The sequence below is a fragment of the Cupriavidus sp. SHE genome, from assembly GCF_000812445.1.
In the GTDB taxonomy this organism is placed as follows: Bacteria; Pseudomonadota; Gammaproteobacteria; order Burkholderiales; family Burkholderiaceae; genus Cupriavidus; species Cupriavidus metallidurans.
This window is the reverse complement of sequence record NZ_JWMB01000017.1, coordinates 1-21099: the sequence shown is the minus strand read 5'-3', so window position 1 is coordinate 21099 and position 21099 is coordinate 1. Positions and strand designations below refer to the sequence as shown.

Genomic DNA, 21099 nt, shown 5'->3' with positions numbered 1-21099 from the left:
GTTACTTCGTCTGCTGGAACTGGGCCACGCCGCTCATGCCAGGCAGCAGCTCCGCCGCTGGCGCCGTCAGGCGACCCTCGATCTCGATCGACTGGGCCACGGCATCCACCCTGGCGTTGATGGCCGACACCTTGGCCGTGTAGCTTTTGCCTGTCTCGGTGACGTTGACGTTGAACTGGCTGCCAATGCGCAGGTCGCGCAGCATCCGCGATGGCACGTTCAGGCGCAACTTGAGCGGTCCATCGCTGACCAGGTCGAGCAGCGGCGCGCCGGCGTTGACGCTTTCATGCGGACGCACATAGACGCGGGCCACCCGGCCCGAGAACGGCGCGGCTACCGTGCAGTAGGCCACCTGTGTGCGCGCCAGCGCTACAGCGGCGGAGGCCCGGTCGGCGGCTGACTTGGCGAGGTTGAGCTCCATGTCGCCCACCGCGTCGAGCTTGCGCAGCGCGGACTTGGCCGTGAGCGTTTCGCGCGCGCCGGCCAGTTCGGCATCGGCCATGCCCAGCCGCGCGCGTGGCTCGGCGCAGTCCATCTGCACCAGCGGGCGTCCTTTGGTAATGGTCTGACCGAGGGTGACGCCCAGGCTCTGGACCGTGCCGTTCATCGTGGCGGCCATCGTTGTTTCGGGGTCCGCGCTGAGCAGCACCCGAATGGCGCCGGGGTCGACGGCCCGGCTGGGCGGCGACGGATCGTTGGCGCCGACTGCCACGCCGGGGAACAGGGCGGCCGAGACAACGGCGAGACTGGCGAGACCGGCAAGGCCGGGAAGACCGAACGAAAAGCGAGATGACGCGTTGCTCATGATTTGCTATCGACGGCGCTTGGGTAGAGCTTCTGTTGCCAGCCCTGCATGGTCTGTTCGATCTCCGATGCGAGGGTCGGGACGTCATGGCTGGCGATCGCGTCCGGCATGACGTCGAGGCCAACCGAGTTGTAGAGACGACCCCAGGCGGCCTGCGCCTCCGAGTAGGCGGCGTAGCGCTGGTATTGCGCCAGCAACATGCGCGCATCGGCGCGGATGAACTCGAGCTTCGAGTCGGCCGATACCTGGGCGCTGGCCTCGGCGAATCTGCGCAGGCGGCTGTCAACCTGCAGGCTTTCCTCGGCGAAATCGAGCTGCTCGAGTGCCAGGTGGTAGCGTTGCAGCGCCACGCGCACCTGCGTGAGCACGGCCATGGACAGCGACATGCGGCGCAGGTCGCCTACCTTGTTCTGGCTGTCCTGCGCCTCGTTGAGCACGGGGATCTTGAGCAGGTTGAAGAAGTTGTACGACAGGCGCAGGCCGATCGCGGACCACGCGTTGTTGTAGAGGTAGGCGTTGGAGTCGTAGTGGCCGCCCAGGTCGACGGACAGGCTGGGCCACAGTTCGGCCTTGGCGATCTTGATGTCGTTGTCGGTGACGCGCTTGCGGTACCACTCTTCCATGATCTCCGGCCGGCTTTCGAGCGCCATCTGTTCCAACCCGGCGACGTCGAACCGATCGTTCGGCATGCGCTGCTCGGCCTCGTCGGCAAGCGTGAAAGGCTGGTCCGGCGGCAGCGACATCAGCGCGGCCAGCTCCGCGCGCGCCAGTTCCAGGTCCTGGCGCCGCGCCGACAGCAGGCTGACGGCATCGAGCAGCGCGCGCTGATAGGCCAGCGCCTGCTGGCGCGGCAGCAGGCCCTTCTCGTCGGCTTCCTGCGCGGCCTTCAGACCCTGGCGGACCTTGTTCAGCAATGCGTCGACCTGGCCGATCAGGCGTTGCGCGCCAAGCGCGCGCCAGTAGGCATTACGGACATCCTGTAGCACGTTCTGCACGACCTTGCGACGGCGCTCCTCGGCCATCAGCACCTGATCGGCCTTTTGCTGGGTGCGTTCGTAGGCCACCAGGAAATCCAGCGTGCTCCACGTCAGGTCGAGATCGGCCAGGCGGTGGTAGCGCTGCTCCGAGGTGGAAGGCCGCAGGCTGATCTGGCCATCCTGGATCCCGACCGAGACGCCACCCGAGTCGTTTGACCGGTGCGTGTAGCCAGCGGATGCCACGAGCTTGGGCAGCATGTCGTGCTTGGTCACGTCCACAAGCTGCCGCGACAACGTGCTTTCCATCAGCTTGAGGCGGTAGTCGAGGTTGTACTTGAGCGCACGCGCGGCGGCCTCGTAGAACGTGATCGGGCGGGTGACAGGTTCCTGGTCGCTGTACATACCGCGCCGGTCTTCCTCCACGCGCTGACGCACTTCCTCTTTCGAATAGGGCTGGGGCACGCTCGGCGCCGTGGAGCACGCGGTGGTCAGCAGCGTGGCAGCAAGTGCGATGGCTAGGGGCGGGCTACTTTTTCGCATCTTCGTTGGTGCTGTTGTTGGCGTGGGACAGGGCGGCCACCATGCTGGGCCGCGACGCCAGTTGGCGGATTTGATCGGTGAAGGAGGCTGCGGGGCGCGCAGGTTCCGTAGGTGGCGAGGCATGGCGGCCCGGGTGCGGCTTCGCGGACTTGCCGCGCTTGTCATGCTTGCCGTCCGACGGGGCCGCCTTCTCGGGGCGGGCCTCGATGCCCTTGAGCGCGAAGACCGACGGGTCACGCAGCAACCCGTCGGCGGACAGCGACACGATGCCGTGCCGCCCGGCCGTGCGTTCTGCTTCGAACTGCACAATGGCTTCGAGTTGCAGCAATGCGGGCCGCAGGAACTCTCCTGACGTCATCCCGAGACCCGCCGCCAGCGAGGGCGACTGGATATGCGGCGGCGTCACCATGTCCAGGTTCTCGCCGCGCAGCAGGCTGTCGTTGCGCTGATGGACGGGGAAGATGCTCCGCACCTCGGGCGTGACATACACCACCGGATCGACGCCGAGGGTGGTGCCGAACCGGTCCCGGTGCCATTCGTCGTGCAGGAAATACTCGTGGTCGCCGGGGCTTGGCGGCGGCACGTAAGGTGCGTCGATATTGAGCGAGATGATCAGTTGCGCAGAATCCGTCGCGCCCGCGCGGTCGGCAATGGTGTAGGTGAAGACATCCTTGAGGATGCTGCCGCGCCCGGCCGCGGCCTGCACGGCCGGATTGGTCAGGTCGATCTCGTAGGTATAGCTGCCGTCGGCATTGATTTGCAGGTAGCCGTAGCTTCCGGCAATGCGCGTGCCGGGCGGCGTCGATGCGCCGCCCGCGTCCTTCGCGCCGGGCCGGATGCCAACCACGGTGAGCTGGTCCCCGGTGTCGACGTCGGAATCGTTCGGCAGCACGTTGCCGCTGGTGATCGGCTGCCCGTGGATATTGTCGACGTTGTTGCTGTCGTCGCGCGCCACGGGCGCGTCGTTCTGGCCGTGAATCGTGATGGTCAGCGTTGCCGTGGCCGTGGCGCCCGCGCGGTCGGCCACTACGTAGACGAAGGTCTCCGTCAGCGTTTCGTCCGATGTGCGCAACGCCTGTACCGCGGCATTGTCGTTGTCGATCACGTACCGGTAGCTGCCATCGGCCTGTACCGTCAGCGTGCCGTAGCGGCCCGCCGTGGTACCTGCCACCGCGCCGGCGCCAAGTGGGCCATTGATGGCGGTGACGGCCTTGGTCTCGCCGTACTGGTCGACATCGGTATCGTTGTCGAGCACATTGCCCGTGGCATCCGCGCCCGGCGTGGCGTTGTATCGGCCACCGGCTTCGATGGCGTTGCCGGCATCGTCATGCGCCACCGGGTTGTCGTTCTGGCCGAGGATCAGTACGCGCAGCGTGGCCTGATCCGTGGCGCCGTGGTCGTCGCTGACCGTGTAGGTGAAAGTGTCTACCAGCCCATCGAGCAACATGCGCAGCGCCTGGACTTCGGGCAGGTTGTTGTCGACGGTATAGGTAAAGCGACCGTCCGCACCCATCACCAGGGTGCCGTACTGCCCGCGCAGCGGGACGCCCACGATGCCGCTGGTCCCTTTGCCGTTCTCGGAACCGGTACGCAGGGCGACGATGGTTAGGGGACCACCTTCCGGGTCGAAGTCGTTGAAGGTCGCCACGCCGCTCGGGTCGCGTCCCACCGTGCCATTGGCCACGCCGCCTGCCTCGCGCGCCAGCGTGATCACGTCGGAGGCGACCGGCCGGTCGTTGATGCCGTGGATCGTGATGGCCAGCTCGGCGGTGTCGGTCAGGCCGCCGCCGTCCGCCAGGCGGTAGGTGAACCGCTCCACCAGCGTTTGTCCCGGCGCCAGCGCCGCCACGACGGCATTGGTTTCGTCGGCGTGGTACTGGAACTGCCCGGTCGGATCCATGTCGAGCCAGCCGTAGAGACCGTTAATGCGCACCTTGCCTGACATGTCCTGCAGCGTCGCGCCGGTGCTTTCGGCGCCGGACCGGATGCCGGTGACGGTCCGGGTATCGTTGGCGTCCACATCCTTGTCGTTGGTCACCACGTTGCCCGTGGCGTCCACCGGTGGGGTATCGGAGGTGGCAGGGGTGGCGTCCGCGGCATCGTCAACGGCAACGGGTGCGTCGTATCGCCCCCGGATGTTGATCGTCAGCGTGGCGGTACTGGTCAGCCCGGCCGTATCGCGTACGGTGTAGGTGAACGTTTCGGTCAGCGTGTCGCCCGGTTTCAGGGCCTGCACGGCGGTCAGCGCATCGTTGATGTTGTAGACGTAGTCGCCATTGGCCGACAGTGTGAGCGAGCCATACAACCCGGTCAGGCTGGCGCCCACGGTACCCCCGACACCTGCCGCAGTCTGGAAGGCGCTGACGGCCTTGGTGTCGCCCGCGTCCACATCGGTGTCGTTGATCAGCACGTTGCCCGTGGCTGGCTTGCCGGGCGTGCCGTTGAACGTGCCGCCTGCTTCGATCGCCTCACCCGTGTCCGGCTTGGCGACCGGCGCGTCGTCGCGCCCGTGGATGGTGACGTGCAACTCGGCGGCGTTGCTCAGACCGCCGGCATCCGTGACCGTGAAGGTGAAGACGTCGGTCAGCGTATCGAAGTTGGTGCGCAGCCGTTCCACCACCGGGTTGTTGTTGTCCACCACGTACTGGTAGGTGCCGTCGGCATTCACCAGCAATACGCCGTAACGCCCTTGCAGGTAGGTGCCGAGCGTGCCCACCGTGCCGCCGTTGTCGTTGACGGCGCCAGTGCGGAACGCGGTGACTGCGGCGGTGTCGCCGGTATCGGGATCGTACAGACCCAGCAGCAGGTTGCCGCCGGGGTCCACGCCTGGCGTACCGTTCAGCGTGCCCCCGGCCTCGACGGCATCGGCGCGCTGGCTTGCCGCAACAGGTGCGTCGTTGGCGCCGTTGATGGTGATGGTGAGTTGCGCCAGATCGGTCGCGCCAGCGGCATCCCGCACCTTGTAGGTAAAGACATCCTGGATCGACTGACCGGCGTTCAATGCGTCGACGGTCGGATTGCTGTTGTCCACCAGGTAGACGTAGGTGCCGTCCGCGCGTATCAGCAGGGTGCCGTACTGGCCTGTCACCAGCATGAAGTTCGAGCCGCTATCGGCCACGGCACCCGCGCTCTTGTCACCAGCGCGCACGCCGGCCACGGTCTTGGTTTCGCCATACTGATCAACGTCGGTGTCGTTGGTCAGCACGTTGTCGGAGGGATTGACGCCGGGTGTGTTGTTGTTGATGCCACCCGCTTCGCGGGCGACCGCATTGTCGTCGACGCCGATCGGATTGTCGTTCTGTCCGGTGATGCGAATCCGGATATGGGCCTGAGCGGTCAGGGTGCCGTCGCTGTCCGTGTATGTGAACGTGTCGATCAGCACATCGGTGCTGCGCCGCAGTGCCTGGACAGCGGTCAGGCTGTCATTGACCGTGTAGGTGAAAACGCCATGGTCGTTGATGTTCAGCGTGCCGTAGGCGCCGACGATGTCGATCGAACCACCGACGGGAATATCCAGCGTCGTGCTGCCGAATGCGATCTTGATAACCGAGATCGCGTCGCCATCCGGATCGATGTCGTTGACCGTGGCGTCGCCGGTTGCCTTGGTGCCCGGCGTGGTGTTATTGACACCACCGGCTTCCTTCGCGGTGGCCGTGACGTCCAGTGCCACTGGCGCATCGTTGACACCGTGAATGATGATGTTCAGGTTGGCGGTCGACGTTCCGCCGTGCGGGTCCAGCAGTGTGTAGACGAAGCTGTCGGTCACCGTGTCGTTGGGGCCGAGGGCGACCAGCGTGGGATTGGTGTTGTCGATCAGGTACGTGTAGCTGCCGTCGGCGTGGATCACCAGCGTGCCGTAAGTGGCGAGCAGTGTTATGCCACCGGCGCTCACCGGGGTGTCGCTGCCGCCAGCTGAGCGGATCTGGCTTACCACCAGGCTGGAGACGGGATCGTCGACATCGCTGTCCACCTGGCCAATGGATGCGGGGTCGTGCTCGTCGGTGATGACATTGCCAGCCGGGTTGATCGGTGTGCCGCCCGCCGGGTTGCTGGCCGTCGGCTGGCGCGCGGTGTAGCCCTGGGCCTCGTTGTCGACCGCCACGGGATTGTCGTTCGCGCCGTGGATCGTGATGGTCAGTGCGGCGGTGTCGTTCAGGGCGCCCGCATCGGTCACCGCGTATGTGAACACTTCTTGCAGCGTGTCGCCCACATTCAGCGCCTGCACCGCGGCGTTGTTGTTGTCGATGCGATAGACGTAGCTGCCATCGGCGCCAATCACCAGGGTACCGTACAGACCGGCGATGGGCAGCCCGCCGTTCGTGGACGTGGTGCCCGGGGGAACCACGGAAGCCGGGCCGCCCGCCGCTTCGGTGCCGGTGCGCACCCGGGTGACCGTGAGACTGTCTCCGGTATCGATATCGCCATCGTTGAGCAACACGTTGCCGATGGCGTCGGAACCGGGCGTGCCATTGGCCGCGCCACCGGCCTCGGTGGCGTCGCTGGCATCGTCGCCGGCCACCGGCGCATCATTGGCGCCACGGATGGTCACGGTCAGCGTAGTGGTGCTCTGGACACCGGCAAGGTCGCTGATGGTGTAGGTGAAGACCTCGGTCAGCGTGTCGGTCGACAGCCGCAGCGCCTGCACCGTGGCGTTGTTGTTGTCCACCACGTACTGGAAAGCGCCGTTCGCGCCGATGCGCAGCGTGCCGAAGAGACCGGCAATCACGGTCGATGCCGTACTTGTTACCGCCGAACTGTTTGCGCCGAAGGCGATGCGCTCGACCTTCAGCACATCGCCATTCGTGGCAATGTCCACGTCGGTGTCGTTGGTGAGCACGTTGCCGGACGGGTTGACGCCTGGCGTGCCGTTGGCGGTGCCGCCGGCCTCGGTGGCAAATGCGACATCTGGCTTGGCCTCCGGTGGGTCATTCACCGGAATGACCGTGATGGTCAGGGTATTGATGGCGGTGAGGTTGTCCAGCACCGGATCGAACGGGATGCCGTCTCCATTGGCATCGCCGCGCTGCCCAAGGTCGTCGGTGCGGATGGTCAGCGTTTCGTTGCCGTTGTAGTTCAGCGAGGGCGTGTAGAGCAGCGTGGCGAGTGCCGCGCTGATATCGGTCTGGCTGCCCTCCAGCGTGAACGTGGCCGTGCCCAGCGCGCCAGCGACGACTGTTGTGGCCCCGGGGGTGAGCGTCAGTGTGCCGTGCAGCACGCTCAGGGTGACCCGGATGATGCCGTTGCCGGCGTCGGGGTCGCTGACCGCAAGGCCCACGATAGGCAGCGCGGTATCTTCGAGGGTCGACGGCGAAGTGGGCAGGATGTTGACCGGCGGGTCGTTACGCTCCACGTAACCGACGTTGCCGGCCACCGCCGCGCCACTGTCACCGCCCGAGAACTGCACGCGCGCGAGCGGGCTGGAGGGATCGCTGTCGATGCGGGCATTCACGGTGCCGGTGGGCGTTGCCAGCACGATGGTCGGTGGCGCATCGATCCGGAATACACCGCGTCCCAGCACGCCGAAACTGTAGAAGCCGTTGGCGTCGGTGGTCGTGGTCCAGGTCTGGTTGTCGGCCGTGGTGTCGAGGTTGTTGTCCGCACCGCCCCAGGTGAGCGTGACGGTTTGCCCCGCAATGGCCGGGCCGTCCGGTGCCGAGCTTCCCGTGGCGGAATCCGTATCGTTCCAGAGCGTGCCCGATACATAGCTCACGCCGGCTGCATCGCTGTCCTGGTAGTTGTTGGGGCCCACCAGGCTGCCGGTGCGCTCTCCGGTGGCGCTGCCTGCCGGCCCGACGTTCGAGCCGCCGAACGTGGTGAAGGCGTTCGACAGGCTGGTATAGGTAACGGTAGCCGCCGTATCGGCCAGAAGTGTGTTGTTCGGCAGGCTCGCCGAGTAGATCAGCGAAACCTTGCCACCCTGGGGCATATAGTCGATGTTCAGCGTGACCTGGGTGCCGGTGTTGGTCAGTGTGAATCCCGGAGGCAGGGCGCCAGGACTGTATGTCACACCATTCACAACAACGCCTTGCACCGTGAGCGCCTGGCCGCCGGGCGGCAGGCTGTCGGTCAGTACCACGTCGTGCGCGGCAGTCGTGCCGGAGTTGCTGAAACTGACGCTGTAGGTGGCCTGGCCGAATGCGCTGCCAACGCCGGGATCGAACGCCACGACGGACTTGTCCAGATCGACGATACGCGGCTCCACCACGCGCTCGACCACCTGTGCGGTGCTGGTGCGCAGTTGGCCTTCGCTCAGGAAGTCGGCGTGCACCGGAAGCAGCGCGCCGGCGGTCACGTTCGCGGTGTTATCCACGCGCACATTGAACTCGAAGTAGAAGCCCTCGAAGTCGGGGTCCTGGTTCAGGTTCACGAGCGAACCCAGTGGCAGGACGATCACACGCCCGTTCGAGGTGTCGATCAGCGACGTGTTGACGATGCCCTGGGCCCGTAGCTGGCCACCGAGATCCGCCTGAACAAGGTCTGGCCCGAGCTGGTGACGCCGCCATTGAGATAGAGGGTGCCGCCGACGGCCAGGTTGCCCAGCGTGGTCGTCAGGCCGGGCGTGCCGCTGCTGTTCGGGTCGGAGATAAAGCTGATGGCGGCGGAACCGTCGTTGAGAAAGGTCAGCCCTTCGGGCAGGTAGATCTGTACCGAGCCGTCCAGCACGACGCCTTCCGGTACCACGAATGCCACCCGGTAGTGAATGATCTCACCCACGGCCACGTCTTCCTGATCGACCACGGTGGGGCCGAGCGGAGTATCGGGGTCGCCACCGACGTGGCTGATGGAAGAGCCGGCTGCCACGCGCGTGGCATTGACGTTGTTGATCTGATAGTCGTTGAGGACGCCGCTGTTAAGCACGCCATCCGTGCCGGTGCGCTCTCCGGTGTTGGCGCCGTCCAGGCTGGTCCACGTGACATTGACCTGGTTGTCCACCGTGCCGGACAAGCCCGTGAGAATGCTCAGCGTGCCAGTGAACTGGATGGCGACGGCGCCGCCGCGCGGAATGTCGAGCTTGGTGCCTGGCGCGCTTTGCAGCACGCCATTGACGATCACGAAGTCGCCGGGCCCGGAGATCGTTGCGCCGCCCGACAGCGTGACGCCGGTGATCTGCACATTGATGAGTTCTTCGGGCAGGTTGTCGACGAACCACACGTCGTAGGCGTTGACGTCGCTGGACGATGTGCCGTTCCTCAACGTGATGGTGTAGGTCATCTGGTCGCCGCGGTCCACACCGGCGATCGTGCCAGTGGAAGTGACGTCCTGCCTGACGGTCAGCGTCGGCTCGACAATCGTTACCGCGGGCTGCGTGCCGGTGAGCGCGATTCCGCGATCCACGCCGGTGGTGCCATTGGGCACGTCGCCGTCCGGATCAGTGAACGTGATGGCGGCGTTGTTGGCGAGCTGCCGTCCGGCCTGGTTTCCGATCACGTTGCTGGCCACCAGCCGCACGCGGATGACGAAGCTGTTGTTGGCCGTGTTGTTGTCGCCAATGGCCGAGCTGGCGCTGAACGTCAGCTGCATGTCAGTGCCGTCCGCGCCGGCCGCCCCACCGACGGGGCTGATGCTGGCCACGTTGACCGATCCGGCAAAGTCGGCGGCAAGCGCGGCGCTTCCGGCCCGCGTGATGATGAGTTGATAGCCGCCGTTGCCGAAGCTGGTGTCGAGCGTCAGGCCGTCGGGCACGATATCGGTCAGGCGCAGGTTCTGCGTCGAGCCCTCCGGCAGCGTCACCACGATGTCGTACAGCATGCTTTCGCCGATCACCAGATTGGCGCCGGTGGTGTGGCTGGCGCTGGAATCGCTTTCCGCCGGTGTGCTGCCGCCCCCAGCGAAAACCTTCGTGACCACCGGCAATGCAGCCAGTTCGTCCGCGGTGTCGGTCAGATCGGTGGGCGTGAAATCGGTCCCGCCATTGATGCTCGCGTAGTTGGTCAACGCGGCTACCGTCTGCAGATTTTGTCCGGCCAGCACCGACTGGGCTACCACGGTGTCATAGGTGATGATCACCATGTTCGTGCCGGCGACGTCATTGGCGCTGCCGGGGCGGCCGGCCAGGAACGTGGCCTGGTTGCCGGCATCGAGGAAGGTGATGGTGTTGCCCGACACCGAGTAATCGACGCCAGCCTGCAGCAGCGTGCCGTCGCCGCGGCTGATGCGCAGGTTTGCTGCCGCGAGGCTGCCGTTCAGGAATGTCAGGTTGGGCGGCAGCGTCAGCGTGGTGACGACGTCGTAGGCGCCGCCACCGCCGGTGTTTTCTATCGCCGTGGCCAGACGGACCACGTCGCCGGCGTCAATGCCGGTGACGGTGCCTTCCACTGCGTTGATATCGGTCACGGGTTGGGTGAAGGCCGCGCCAGCGCTGCCAGCGGCTGCCCAGGTACCGGTGGTGCCCGTAACGGTGCCATGCGTACTCGACACGACGCCGTGCTTGATGCTGAGGACTGGTTCGGCCACCGAATGCACTTCCTCGACATCCGTACTGACCAGCACCTGCTGGTTGATCGTGGTGGTCTGGCTCGATTGCCCCACCACGCTGATCGAACGCTGGTCGGCAAACGGCTGGTCGCTCACGCGCATGATGAAAACCAGCTCGATGCGGTTCTGCCCGGCCGCGCTGCCGCTCAGGATGAAGTTGCCGAAGTTGAAAACGACGGAATTGCCCGCGCCACCGCTTACGCTCAGCACGCTACCCGGGTGGGTGTCGCCGCTGCCGTAGCTCCACTGATTGATGCCGGTGCCGTTGCTCCAGGCTATGGCGGCGTCGAACAGCGGCAGCGGCAGGAACGCCGAGAGCTTGAAGTTCTCGTAGTCGCCAGTCACGAGGTCATAGCTGAGCCGGAACGTCACGGTATCGCCCGGATGCAGCTCGTAGCTGGCGGGCGGCGTGGTGCCGTTGATCTGCGTGACGGCAACGTCGACCTGGCTGGTGGGAACAGTGACCGTGGTTTGCGAGTCGTCGGTGTCGGTGCCGCCGAGATTGAACGGCCCGATCACCACCGTGCCGGTGATCAGGGCGTTGTTGCCAAGGCTGTCGCCCTCGTTGATCTCGCTCTGCGGATAGGTGGTCTGGTAGGCCTCGTCGATCACCGCGTTGTAGGTGACCGTGGCAATGGTGCCTGACTGCAGCGTGCCATTGCTGGAGATATCCCCGGCCAGCACGGCCAGTGGAAACCCCGCGTTGCGGATCGACGTGGCAAGGTCGAAGGTGATGGTCGTTCCAGCGGGTCCCTTGGCGCCGATGGTGTAGACCAGGGGCACGGTATAGGAGACGCCGTCCTGGCGGAAGGTGATCGTTGGCGTGCCACTGAAGGTCATGCCATCGCCGAGTTGGTCGGTGACGGTTAGCTGGCCGTTGTGCAGCAGGGTCTGACCGAAAGAAAAGTAGTCGGATACGGCAATGTCATAGCGAAACTGCAGCGTGTCTCCGGGCGAGACGCCGGCCACGCCAGTGTCGTTGGCCAATGCGGCCGACTTGTGCAACGTAATCGACTTGGCCGTGAAGGTGACGGGATCGCCGTCGTCAGTCACGACCAGAAAGGGAGGCGGCTGGGGCGGCACATCGCGCGGATCGAGCGGCTGCCAGTCGGCCGATACATGGGGCGCTCCCACGGTGATCGTCTTGCTGGCGCCGCTGATCGGGTCCAGGATCGGCGCGCCGGTGCTGTCCGTATCGCCCACGTAGAAGCCCACGACCGTGTTTGTTGCCTGCGTCAGCGTCGGATACACGACCGTGTACGAGCGCAGGTACGCGCCGCCCGCCAGGGCGTTGGCAATCGCCGTCTGGCCGGTGACGACGGTGCCGTCCGCCAGCGTGATCGATAGCACGAGTCCGCCCGCGCCCGGCGTGATGCTCTCCACGCGAATCGTGTCGGGCAGGTCCTGCGTGACCTGGACATTGTGCAGCGTCTGGCCGGGAGCCGGCGTGGTGGTGACCGTGAGCGAGTGGGGGAAGTTCTGCCCCGTCACGGTCTCGCCTTCGACCATGTCCACCGTCTGGGTGATTTCCAGCGGCGTCGATTCCAGGGTGTACTTGTCCCATGACGCCTCGATCAGCGTCGGGTCCTGGGTCGGATTGTCGAGCGCGTCGTTGCCGTATTGGAAGCCGCCCCGCACACTGATCACGTGGGGCTGGTTGGCATCGGCCAGTTCGCTTAGCTTGACCGTGATGTCGACCGTGGCGGAGGGCTGGCCGTTGCCGAAGCTGGCGTACGGCAACTCCAGCACGACGAGCTGGTCACCGGCGCGGTAGCCGTAATCGGCGGCGCGGAGAATCAGCGGGTTGCCGCTGGCGTCCTTGGCGATCGGATGAACGGCGGTACCGTCCGCCCCGAACGTGATGATCTGCGCGTTGAGCGCGATGCCCTGGTAGGTGGCCGAAACGAACGTCGCGCCGTCGTCGCCGTCATAGCCCGTGGCCGGCAGCAATACGTCGATATAGGGCGCATAGCCCGGCTGGCTGGACGGGTTGGTAAAGGTCACCTCGAAAGTGGCGGTGCCCCCGAGCAAGATGGTCTCGCCACTGCTGCCGAGCGTGGTGGTGGGGCTGGCATTGGCCAGCAGCCCGTTGTAGTGGGCCAGTTCGTCGGCATTGATGTCGAGGTGGCTCTCGATCGGGCCGGTGCTCCTTTCAAGCGTCCAGTCACCGCCGGCGGCAGCCGAACCTGTGTCATTGGTCGAGGCGGCCACGTCGGCGCCCGTTACGGCGGCAAGGCGCTGGATCAGCGCTTCGCCGCTGTCGCCCGCACCACTGCGGCAACCGTAAAGCAGAATGTCGGCGCCCGCGCTCAGGTGGCTCGCCCACTCGGCGGCGCGGTTGATGTCAGCGGATGCGGCGGTGAGCTGGCTGGTGCCCAGCGTGATCTCGCCGGGATTGCCATGGCCGAGGATCTGGATCGAACTGACTTGTCCGAGCTGGTCCAGCGCGGCCTGGATCGCCGCCACGCCGTCCTGGCCTGCAGCCACCACGACGACACGCGTTCCCGGCGTGGCGCTTTGCGCGAGTTCGTTGGCGCCATTGATGCGGGCATCGATCACCAGCAACTGCTGGGTTGCCGCATGACCATCGGGCGCCGGGGCGTGTGCGTCGGTCGGGGCAGTCCTGACTGCGTCTGGCTGGGCCTGTTGTTGCGAGTGCTGCTGCTCGACAGCGGCACCAGCAGCGGCGTCGTACAGCAGGCGAGGCTCCAGTGCCAGGGTGCGGCTCGATGGCTGGAATTTGAGGGCGGCTTCCGGTTTCATCGCGAGGCGTGCTTTCTAATGCGTTGCAGGCAGAAGCGGTCATGCGTTGCCCAGCCTGCAAGTGGAACGGGAGTAATTCAATATAAGAGTTGCGTCCTCGGTTCGGGTTGAATTCTTTGAGAGCGCCGCTTTAGAACCTTCGATATCGCGGGAAATTTCGAGTCGTCAATTTTTGACGATGTCAGTGATCAGACGTGATTGCATTCGCGCGCGGTGTGGGGAAAAGAAGGACCGGTCCCGGAAGGCAGATTCCCGGACCGGGTCCCGGAAGGGCTACCCGTCGCTGTACAGGGTCACCATGAAGATCCATACCATCCGGGGCGAGCGCCTCGAATGAACTTCCTGCGGTGCATGTCGCGGGAACCGCGCCATGCACCGGCTCATGCGGACGTCAGTTTCCGCTTTGAACCGAGCCGCAACGTCATCGGCCTGCGAATGCGATGCGGCGGAGCAACCGCTCAGGTTTCCATCAGTACGGCGCGTTCACCACCACGTACTGTGATCCCTGCGGTTGATACCACGTGGTGCCACACTGCTGGTAGACCATGCCGCCGTAATTGACTGGCGCACAGCTTGGCGGAACGGACCGTACGACGGAGCCGATGACGGCAGAGGTCACCGCCACGGTCGCCGTGACTGCCGCCGCGGTTGCCACCGGGTGATAGTCGTTGTCCCAGCCGCCGCCGCAGCAACCGCCGTGGTTTTCAACGTTGACGTTGACGTTCCGGTTGGTGTTGACGTTGACGTTCCGGTTGGTGTTGACACTGTTCACGCTGGTGCTGCGGACGTTGTTGGCGCGTGCGTCTGCCGGCCTGTTTGCCTGCGCGTTCATTGCCGCGCCACCACCACCCCGTCCACCGCCGCCCCCACCTCCGCCTCCGCCTCCGTGAAATCCACCACCACCACCGCCACCGCCGCGTGCTTCGGCAACGGGTGCCCATCCACTTGCCACCACGATGACTGCACCCAGCAGCGCTACGATCGCCTGATTGAGAGAGTGTTTCATTGGTGGCTCCTTCATTGATTCTTGAGGGGGACGAACTCGGCGACTTTCGCTCCCTTGGGCGGCGTGAAATGGAAGGTGGAAGCTGTGAACTTCGGCTTCAGGTTCCAGGTCAACCACGTCACGGATTGCGGCCGCGCTTCATCGCTCCGGTTTGTGACCACGATCTTTCGCGGCAGTGGCTGGTTACCGGAGGCGATCCAGATCTGCCAGTCGATCATGCCCTGACGGAATGCGTACTGGTCGCACAGCTGGCCGTCGATCAAGTCCTGTCCCGCGACCATGGCGGATGTGATGCCGTTAGTTGGTGCATTCGGCGTGCCCCACAGGAACAGGTCGTCAACCGGTACCTCGATGCCGAAGCGCTCCCGCAGCTTGACCACGAGGTTGCTCAGGTTGTCGCTCGAGTCGACCGTGCTGTAGTAGTTGCTTTCCGGGTAATAGAGCGCAACCTTCTTCCCGTCGTAGTACAGGTCACGCTGTGCCCGTGCACTTCGCATCTGCACACGCATCTTGTCGGGTCGATCGGCATCGACGCGGGCACTGGCCGAATGCTGTAGTTTCTGGCCGTCTTCAAGCACGCGTTCGCCATCGAGGTCGATCTTGACGGAGAACTGCTTCAGCGTCTGCAGGTATCCACCCATGTCCTTCAAGGCCTGGATGGCATCGGGGTTCACGGCGTTGGCGTCAGGCTTGCTTGCAGGCGGCGGCGCCGCGGCCGCCGTCTGGGTGTCTGGCGCGGGTGAAGAAGTGGCCTGCGGGGCCGGACTGCTGCACGCGCCCAGCGAAATGGCCAGCGCGGCAATACACAATGCACGATTCATAGCGAACCCCCTTGGATATGGATGCCTTCGCCGGATTCCGGTGGTGGGCATGGCTTGCTGAGACGGCCGCCATTGGCGACCGTGGAAGAACGGGTTTGGCTGACTGCAGTACTCATGGATCGTCCGAGCCACCAGATCGGACGAGGCCGCCGACTGCATGGAATCGCGTAACGGTTCAACCGCGCAGGTATGCGGAATCCACGCTGCGGCGTTGGCGCGCGGCGATTGTGGTGCACGTGCGAGGCGGGGGCGGCAGCTAACACGATCGCGATGCATGGGACCAAGTGGGATCGGCGCGGAAACGCGGTGAGCGTGTTGATCAGCCTTCGTTGACGGACCGACTGGCCAGGTTGTCCGGGAGCGGCCCGAAGAACGCCCGCTTGAATTTTTCGCGACCAATCGCACGCGCCAGTTCGGCGAGGGTGCAGTACATGAGCACCAGCGTCAGCAGCAGAATCTGTATTGCCCAGAACCGCGGCCAGTTGATCTCGGAGACCAGCAGTTTGTTGGCTGCGGCAAAGCCGGGCGCCTCCTTCCAGAAATCATAAAGGCGCTCCAGATAATGAATGAACAGGGCCACCAGGCTGTACATCACTGTCTTCCATCCAACATTCCAGATCAACGGCTTTTCCGGGAACCGGTTGATAAACGGGAGCATGTCGGCCAGCAACACGGCCTTGCCGAGGATCAGGGCAGCCAGTGCCACGGACGCAGTGGTCTCCAGCTCGATGCCAGTTCCCTTGACCATGAGTGCCCGGATGATCGCGACGATATGAAGGATGACGAAGAAATAGATCGTCGGCGGCAGCATCTCCATGAATTCGTGCTTGATCGTCCCGATCAGCTTGCTCATTGCAATCCCCTGATTCAGTGGCGCCCGCGGCGTTGGCTGCGTGGCGAATGAAACACGGCTGGTGGCGCAAGGACACCCTCAACGTTATAGGCCAGATGGCGTACGCGTGAGAAGTGCAATGTCGCCGGCAGTCGACATCAGACTATCGCTGAAGCCGGTTGCCTTATGAAGTGAATCTTCTCTTGTGCGTATGAAAAGGATTCAGTCGCCGGTCATGCGTTGCTTCAAGCGCGTCCGGACAGATGGCGTGGCAATGACGGACGTGTCAGAAGCTGCGATAGCACTGCTACCGCAATGATCCCAAGCCGCGCACGTGCCTGACCGATGACTTCCTTTGGAGATAGCTAGCTTGCCGCACCTGCAGTCATAGGTAGCCGGTGCAATCAATTGGCCTTCGGGGCAGTGCCTGGTGCGCCACGATTCCGGGTTTCTCGCGAGTGGTAAGCAGGATAGAAGGCGGGATACATTGAGTGGCGATGCGCACACAGCACGAACGATAGTTGCCATAGACTAGATTTCCTCCGTATGCCGGCCTTGTGTTCGGAAGGCTGGTATTCGATCGATTCACGCGGCAGCGTTCCGCATGTCACCGCATGTCACCTACAGGAGGCCCCAAAATGGCAGACATCCGCACCCTGGCAGAACGGCAGGCGATCGGACGTGAAGCACGCAGCCGCGCAAAGCGATCATCGAATGCCGAGATCGGCAACACCGACCGCGACCCGGTGGCGTTGCTGGAGCAGAACAGCGCGGGGCGCGTGGAGGCGCTGGTGCCGCTGCGCTATGGGCGCATGTCGGTGTCGCCATTCACGTTCTTTCGTGGCAGCGCAATTCTCCAGGCGCACGATCTTGCCGCCACGGCAAATGCAGGTATTGCATTCCCGATCTGCGGCGACGCGCATCTGATGAACTTCGGGGGCTTTGCCACGCCGGAGCGGCAGCTTGTCTTCGATCTGAACGATTTTGACGAAGTGGCCGTGGGCCCCTGGGAGTGGGACGTCAAGCGCCTTGCCGGAAGCCTGGCCATTGCTGGCGAGCATATGGGTATCGCCCGGGACACCGTCAGCGACATCGTGGCGACGGCTGTGCACGAATACCGCGATCGCATGGACGAATACGCCGGGTATAGCGCGCTGGATCTCTGGAACGAGATTGTCTCGTTCGAACGCATGCTCGAAGCCGCGACGAGCGAAGAGGGCCGTCGAACGATTCTCAAGGCGAAGGAAAAGGCCGCAGGGCGGACCAACGAAAGCATGTTGAACAAGATGGCCGCGCAGCGTGACGGCCAATGGTGGATTCAGGACGCGCCGCCGGCGATCTTTCATCCCAGCGGCCCCACTTCGCTGCTTGGTGAGCACGACCAATGGTCCAACACCGAGGCGTGGCGAGGCAAGCTGGCCCGCGCGTTCGACGGGTATCTGAAAACGCTTCCCTCGGAGCGACGCGCGCTGATCGATCACTTTTCCTTGCAGGACGTTGCCTTCAAGGTGGTAGGTGTCGGCAGTGTGGGTACCTTCTGCCTGGTGCTGTTGATGGTGGACAGCCACGAGCAACCGCTGTTCCTGCAGGTCAAGGAAGCCAGGGACTCGGTGATCGCGCTTCACTATGACGCTGAAGGTCCGGCGCATCAGGGTCAGCGCGTCGTTTCGGGTCAGCGACTGCTGCAGGCGGCCAGCGATGCGTTCCTTGGCTGGACATCTGGCCCGGCCAATCGACAGTTCTACTTCCGTCAGTTACGCGACATGAAAGTATCGGCCGACGTCGAACGCATGAGCAACGGGGTACTGCAGGGATATGCGCGCTTCTGCGGTTGGGCGCTGGCGCGCGCGCACGCGAAGGCAAGCGGGAAGGCAGTGGAGATCGCGGCCTACCTGGGCAGCGGGGAGCGGTTCGCCGATGCGATCACCGAATACTCGTTCGCCTGCGCCACTCAGAATCTGAAGGACTACGAGGCGTTCAAGCTCGCGTGTCGGACGGGCAAGATCGAAGCCCGCAGTGACGAAGACATGGCGGCGGACTTCCGCATGTAGCCGCTGCGTTCAGACTAACGGGCGGCAAAAGGCCCCGGCGCTTGAGGCAAGCGCCGGGGCCTTTTTTTACCTTACGGCGTGACGATGTTGAACCAGAACTCGAAGTGGTCGAGGTAGCTCACCAGTTCGTCGAGCTTGGCCTGATTGCCAGTGACCTTCGCCGATCCGTTCTTGATCGCGTCGGCCAGCTTCGTCTGTTGCAGGATGATGCCGTTCAGCGTGTCGCGTGACATTGCCACGGAGGCATCAGCGTTTGTGGATTCAACGCCTGCCGTGTGGTTGAGCACGCCGTTCTCAAGTTCGAGCAGATACTTGCCGCCTTCCTTGCCGAAGTCGACATTCAGCGCGATCTTCGCATTGGCCGCCTTGGCGCGGTTCACACGAACGCTGAGATAGTCGAAGAACATTTCCGGCGTCATGGCCTTCACCGTATCGCCGCTCGCGGTGTTCGGCGTGGGCAGCTTCTTCACGCCTTCGCGCAATTCCTTGGCGCCGGTCAGGTAGAAGTTGCGCCACGGGCCGGATTCGGCCTGGTAGCCCAGTTGCTCGAGCGCGTCGGCCTGGAGGTTCTTGGCCGCCTTGTTCGACGGGTCGGCAAACACCACGTGGTTGACCACCTGGGCCACCCAGCGATATTCACCCTTGTCGTACGCCTGCTTGGCCTTCGACAGCACGGCATTGGCGCCGCCCATGAACTCGACGTAGCGCTTGCTGGCTTCCACCGGCGTCAGTTCGTCCAGCGTGGCGGGGTTGCCATTGAACCAGCCGAGGTAAAGGACGTAGGTAGCCTTCACGTCGTGGCTGACTGAGCCGTAGTAGCCACGGTTGGCCCACATGTTGGCGAGATCGGGCGGCAGCTTGAACTTGTCCGCGATCTCGACCATCGTCTCGCCCTGGTTGGCCAGACGCAGCGTCTCGTCATTGATGTAGCGATACAGGTCGCGCTGCTGGCGCAGCAGGTGTACCACGTTCTTCTGGCCGAAACTCGGCCAGTGGTGCTGGGCGAACATGACATCTGCCTTGGCGCCCCACATGGTCAGGGCCTGATTCAGGTACTTCGACCAGGGCAGCGGCTCGCGGATCTTGGCGCCACGCAGCGAATACGTGTTGTGCAGCGTGTGTGTGCAATCCTCGGCTGCGGAGATCGCGCGCTTTTCCTCGATGTACCACAGCATCTCGGCCGGAGCTTCCGAGCCAGGAGCCATCAGGAACTCGTAGGTCAGGCCGTCGATGACGCGCTTTTCACCGGTCTTGGTGATCGTGTCCGTCGGAGACAACAGCGTGACGGTGCCGGCCGAGGTCGTGGTGCCGAGACCGGCGCCGACCTGGCCCTTTTCATCGGCGGGCAGCAGATTGCCGTACATGTAGCTGGCGCGGCGGCTCATGGCGTTGCCGGCCATCACGTTCTCCGCCACTGCGGCTTCCAGGAAGCCCTCCGGCGCGTAGATCTTGACCTTACCGGAGGAGACGTCGTCCTGGCTGATCACGCCACGCACGCCGCCATAGTGGTCAACGTGGCTGTGCGTGTAGATCACCGCCTTCACGGGCTTGCGGCCGCGATTGGCATAGTAGAGATCGATGGCGACCTTGGCCGTTTCTTCCGAGACGAGGGGATCGACCACCGTGATGCCTTCCTTGCCCTCGATGATGGTCATGTTCGACAGGTCCTGATTCCGAACCTGATAGATGCCATCGGTCACCTGGAACAGGCCGCTGATGTTGATCAGTTGAGCCTGACGCCAGAGGCTCGGGTTGACCGTGCCCGGCGCCTGGGAACCTTCCTTGATAAAGGCGTACTGGTTCGGGTTCCAGATGGGGTTACCCGACGGCCCCTTGATCATCGCGTTCGGCAGCGGCGCGACAAAGCCGCGGTGTGCGTCATCGAAATCGGAGCGATCCGAGAAAGGCAATTCGCTGAGGAGCTTCTGGTTGGCGGCCTTTGTCGCGCTAGTGGCGTCCTTCCGCGCGTCCTGGGCATAGGCCGCGCCGAACTGCGAGAGCACCGCGGCGGAGACGAGCGTCACGACGCTCGCGCGAAATCGGCTGTTCTTCATGTTTTCCTCTTTGTTTGTCCCAATCGAATTTGTGCCGGCCTGGGTATGGGGGCGTTGGCCAGGTGTGCGGACCCGTATATCCCGACAAGTACGAGCCTGACTGCACAGAATTCTGAGTGAACTTCCTGAGTGTCAGAAGTTAGTTTTTTGGGTGCAGGATGCGCCTCGACATGAAATATTTGCTTTAGATTTGCCCAGCAGTTCTCGATGGAATGCGTATCTGAGAATGCCGTTCCTGTCGTTGCAGATTTTGGGTGTTACGTGGCAAGCGGGTCGTCCGGCCGAGTCTTGTCCGCGAAGTGCGCAACCGATGGCGCTGCCGGATTGCGTGGATCCGTTCGCAGTTCTTGATCCTCGCAACCCGGTGCCCCGGTGAACGCGATTGCGGGCGCATCGACGGTACGCCATTGGGGCGAAGGGCAAAGGCATTGCCCTTGGGGCATGCGGCAGTTGGTGGTGCCGTTCCCTACAGCGAAGGATGTTTGCTGCCAGCGTCTACCGATCCGTCCCGTCCATTGATCTGCCGGCGCATCTCGTCGGCCAGTGGGTGGAGGCCGCTGGTGGACGCCGACGCCACCAGGCTGTATCCAAGGCCCTGATTGGCCCATGAGTATCCCGCCACGCCGGCCTGTACGTGTGCCTTCATCGGTGTGTCGCCTTCGATTGCCATCGGGCGTACCAGCATCGCCAGGCGCGTGCCGTGGCCGTCCTCGTACATGAAGAGGCCGGCGGGTCCATGCTCGGTGGCGACGAGGCGCCCGCCGATGTAGCGATA

General features: G+C 64.1%; 9 protein-coding genes and 1 pseudogene. 1 reads left to right on the top strand and 9 read right to left on the bottom strand.

Annotated features, from left to right (window positions below; all coding sequences use genetic code 11):
- Window position 1 precedes the first annotated feature (1 nt).
- The 7 genes from RN01_RS08285 to RN01_RS08260 form a co-directional block, all read right to left on the bottom strand.
- The gene (locus RN01_RS08285; RefSeq protein WP_017511869.1) at window positions 2-805 is read right to left on the bottom strand and encodes an efflux RND transporter periplasmic adaptor subunit; all 804 of its coding nucleotides are present in this window, start codon (window positions 803-805) and stop codon (window positions 2-4) included.
- Window positions 802-2322 carry a TolC family protein gene (locus RN01_RS08280; protein WP_024569985.1) on the bottom strand — a complete coding sequence of 507 codons (1521 nt, stop codon included), beginning with the start codon at window positions 2320-2322 and terminating at the stop codon, window positions 802-804. The genes RN01_RS08285 and RN01_RS08280 overlap by 4 nt, the downstream gene beginning before the upstream one ends.
- On the bottom strand, window positions 2309-8716 hold the full coding sequence (locus tag RN01_RS34575; RefSeq protein WP_017511867.1) for a VCBS domain-containing protein: 6408 nt from the start codon (window positions 8714-8716) through the stop codon (window positions 2309-2311). The genes RN01_RS08280 and RN01_RS34575 overlap by 14 nt, the downstream gene beginning before the upstream one ends.
- 20 nt (window positions 8717-8736) lie before the next feature.
- A complete protein-coding gene (locus RN01_RS34570; protein WP_223277377.1) occupies window positions 8737-13560 on the bottom strand; it encodes a DUF4347 domain-containing protein in 4824 nt (1607 codons plus the stop codon).
- 469 nt (window positions 13561-14029) lie between these two features.
- On the bottom strand, window positions 14030-14566 hold the full coding sequence (locus RN01_RS33850; protein ID WP_024569986.1) for a hypothetical protein: 537 nt from the start codon (window positions 14564-14566) through the stop codon (window positions 14030-14032).
- An 11-nt stretch (window positions 14567-14577) separates the two neighbouring features.
- The gene (locus RN01_RS08265; protein ID WP_017511391.1) at window positions 14578-15387 is read right to left on the bottom strand and encodes a DUF2092 domain-containing protein; all 810 of its coding nucleotides are present in this window, start codon (window positions 15385-15387) and stop codon (window positions 14578-14580) included.
- 319 nt (window positions 15388-15706) lie between these two features.
- Entirely contained in the window at window positions 15707-16240 is a 534-nt protein-coding gene (locus RN01_RS08260) for a hypothetical protein (RefSeq protein ID WP_017511392.1), read from the bottom strand.
- 617 nt (window positions 16241-16857) lie between these two features.
- Between RN01_RS08260 and RN01_RS08255 the strand changes: the two genes are divergently transcribed.
- Complete coding sequence (locus RN01_RS08255; RefSeq protein ID WP_017511393.1) at window positions 16858-18270, top strand: DUF2252 domain-containing protein; 1413 nt, start codon at window positions 16858-16860, stop codon at window positions 18268-18270.
- A 71-nt stretch (window positions 18271-18341) separates the two neighbouring features.
- On the opposite strand, the gene RN01_RS08250 is transcribed toward RN01_RS08255, so the two are convergent.
- Together RN01_RS08250 and RN01_RS34280 are read right to left on the bottom strand one after the other, a co-directional pair.
- Complete coding sequence (locus tag RN01_RS08250) at window positions 18342-20324, bottom strand: alkyl/aryl-sulfatase (protein ID WP_017511394.1); 1983 nt, start codon at window positions 20322-20324, stop codon at window positions 18342-18344.
- A gap of 466 nt (window positions 20325-20790) precedes the next feature.
- Window positions 20791-21099 (bottom strand): annotated as a pseudogene (locus RN01_RS34280) (anti-sigma factor); the annotation flags it as partial.

Excerpts from the sequence above, each read along its gene's own strand:
- RN01_RS08285 (WP_017511869.1), bottom strand. The coding sequence starts at position 805 with ATGAGCAACGCGTCATCTCGCTTTTCGTTCGGTCTTCCCGGCCTTGCC.
- RN01_RS08280 (WP_024569985.1), bottom strand. The coding sequence starts at position 2,322 with ATGCGAAAAAGTAGCCCGCCCCTAGCCATCGCACTTGCTGCCACGCTG.
- RN01_RS34570 (WP_223277377.1), bottom strand. The coding sequence starts at position 13,560 with ATGAAACCGGAAGCCGCCCTCAAATTCCAGCCATCGAGCCGCACCCTG.
- RN01_RS33850 (WP_024569986.1), bottom strand. The coding sequence starts at position 14,566 with ATGAAACACTCTCTCAATCAGGCGATCGTAGCGCTGCTGGGTGCAGTC.
- RN01_RS08265 (WP_017511391.1), bottom strand. The coding sequence starts at position 15,387 with ATGAATCGTGCATTGTGTATTGCCGCGCTGGCCATTTCGCTGGGCGCG.
- RN01_RS08260 (WP_017511392.1), bottom strand. The coding sequence starts at position 16,240 with ATGAGCAAGCTGATCGGGACGATCAAGCACGAATTCATGGAGATGCTG.
- RN01_RS08255 (WP_017511393.1), top strand. The coding sequence starts at position 16,858 with ATGGCAGACATCCGCACCCTGGCAGAACGGCAGGCGATCGGACGTGAA.
- RN01_RS08250 (WP_017511394.1), bottom strand. The coding sequence starts at position 20,324 with ATGAAGAACAGCCGATTTCGCGCGAGCGTCGTGACGCTCGTCTCCGCC.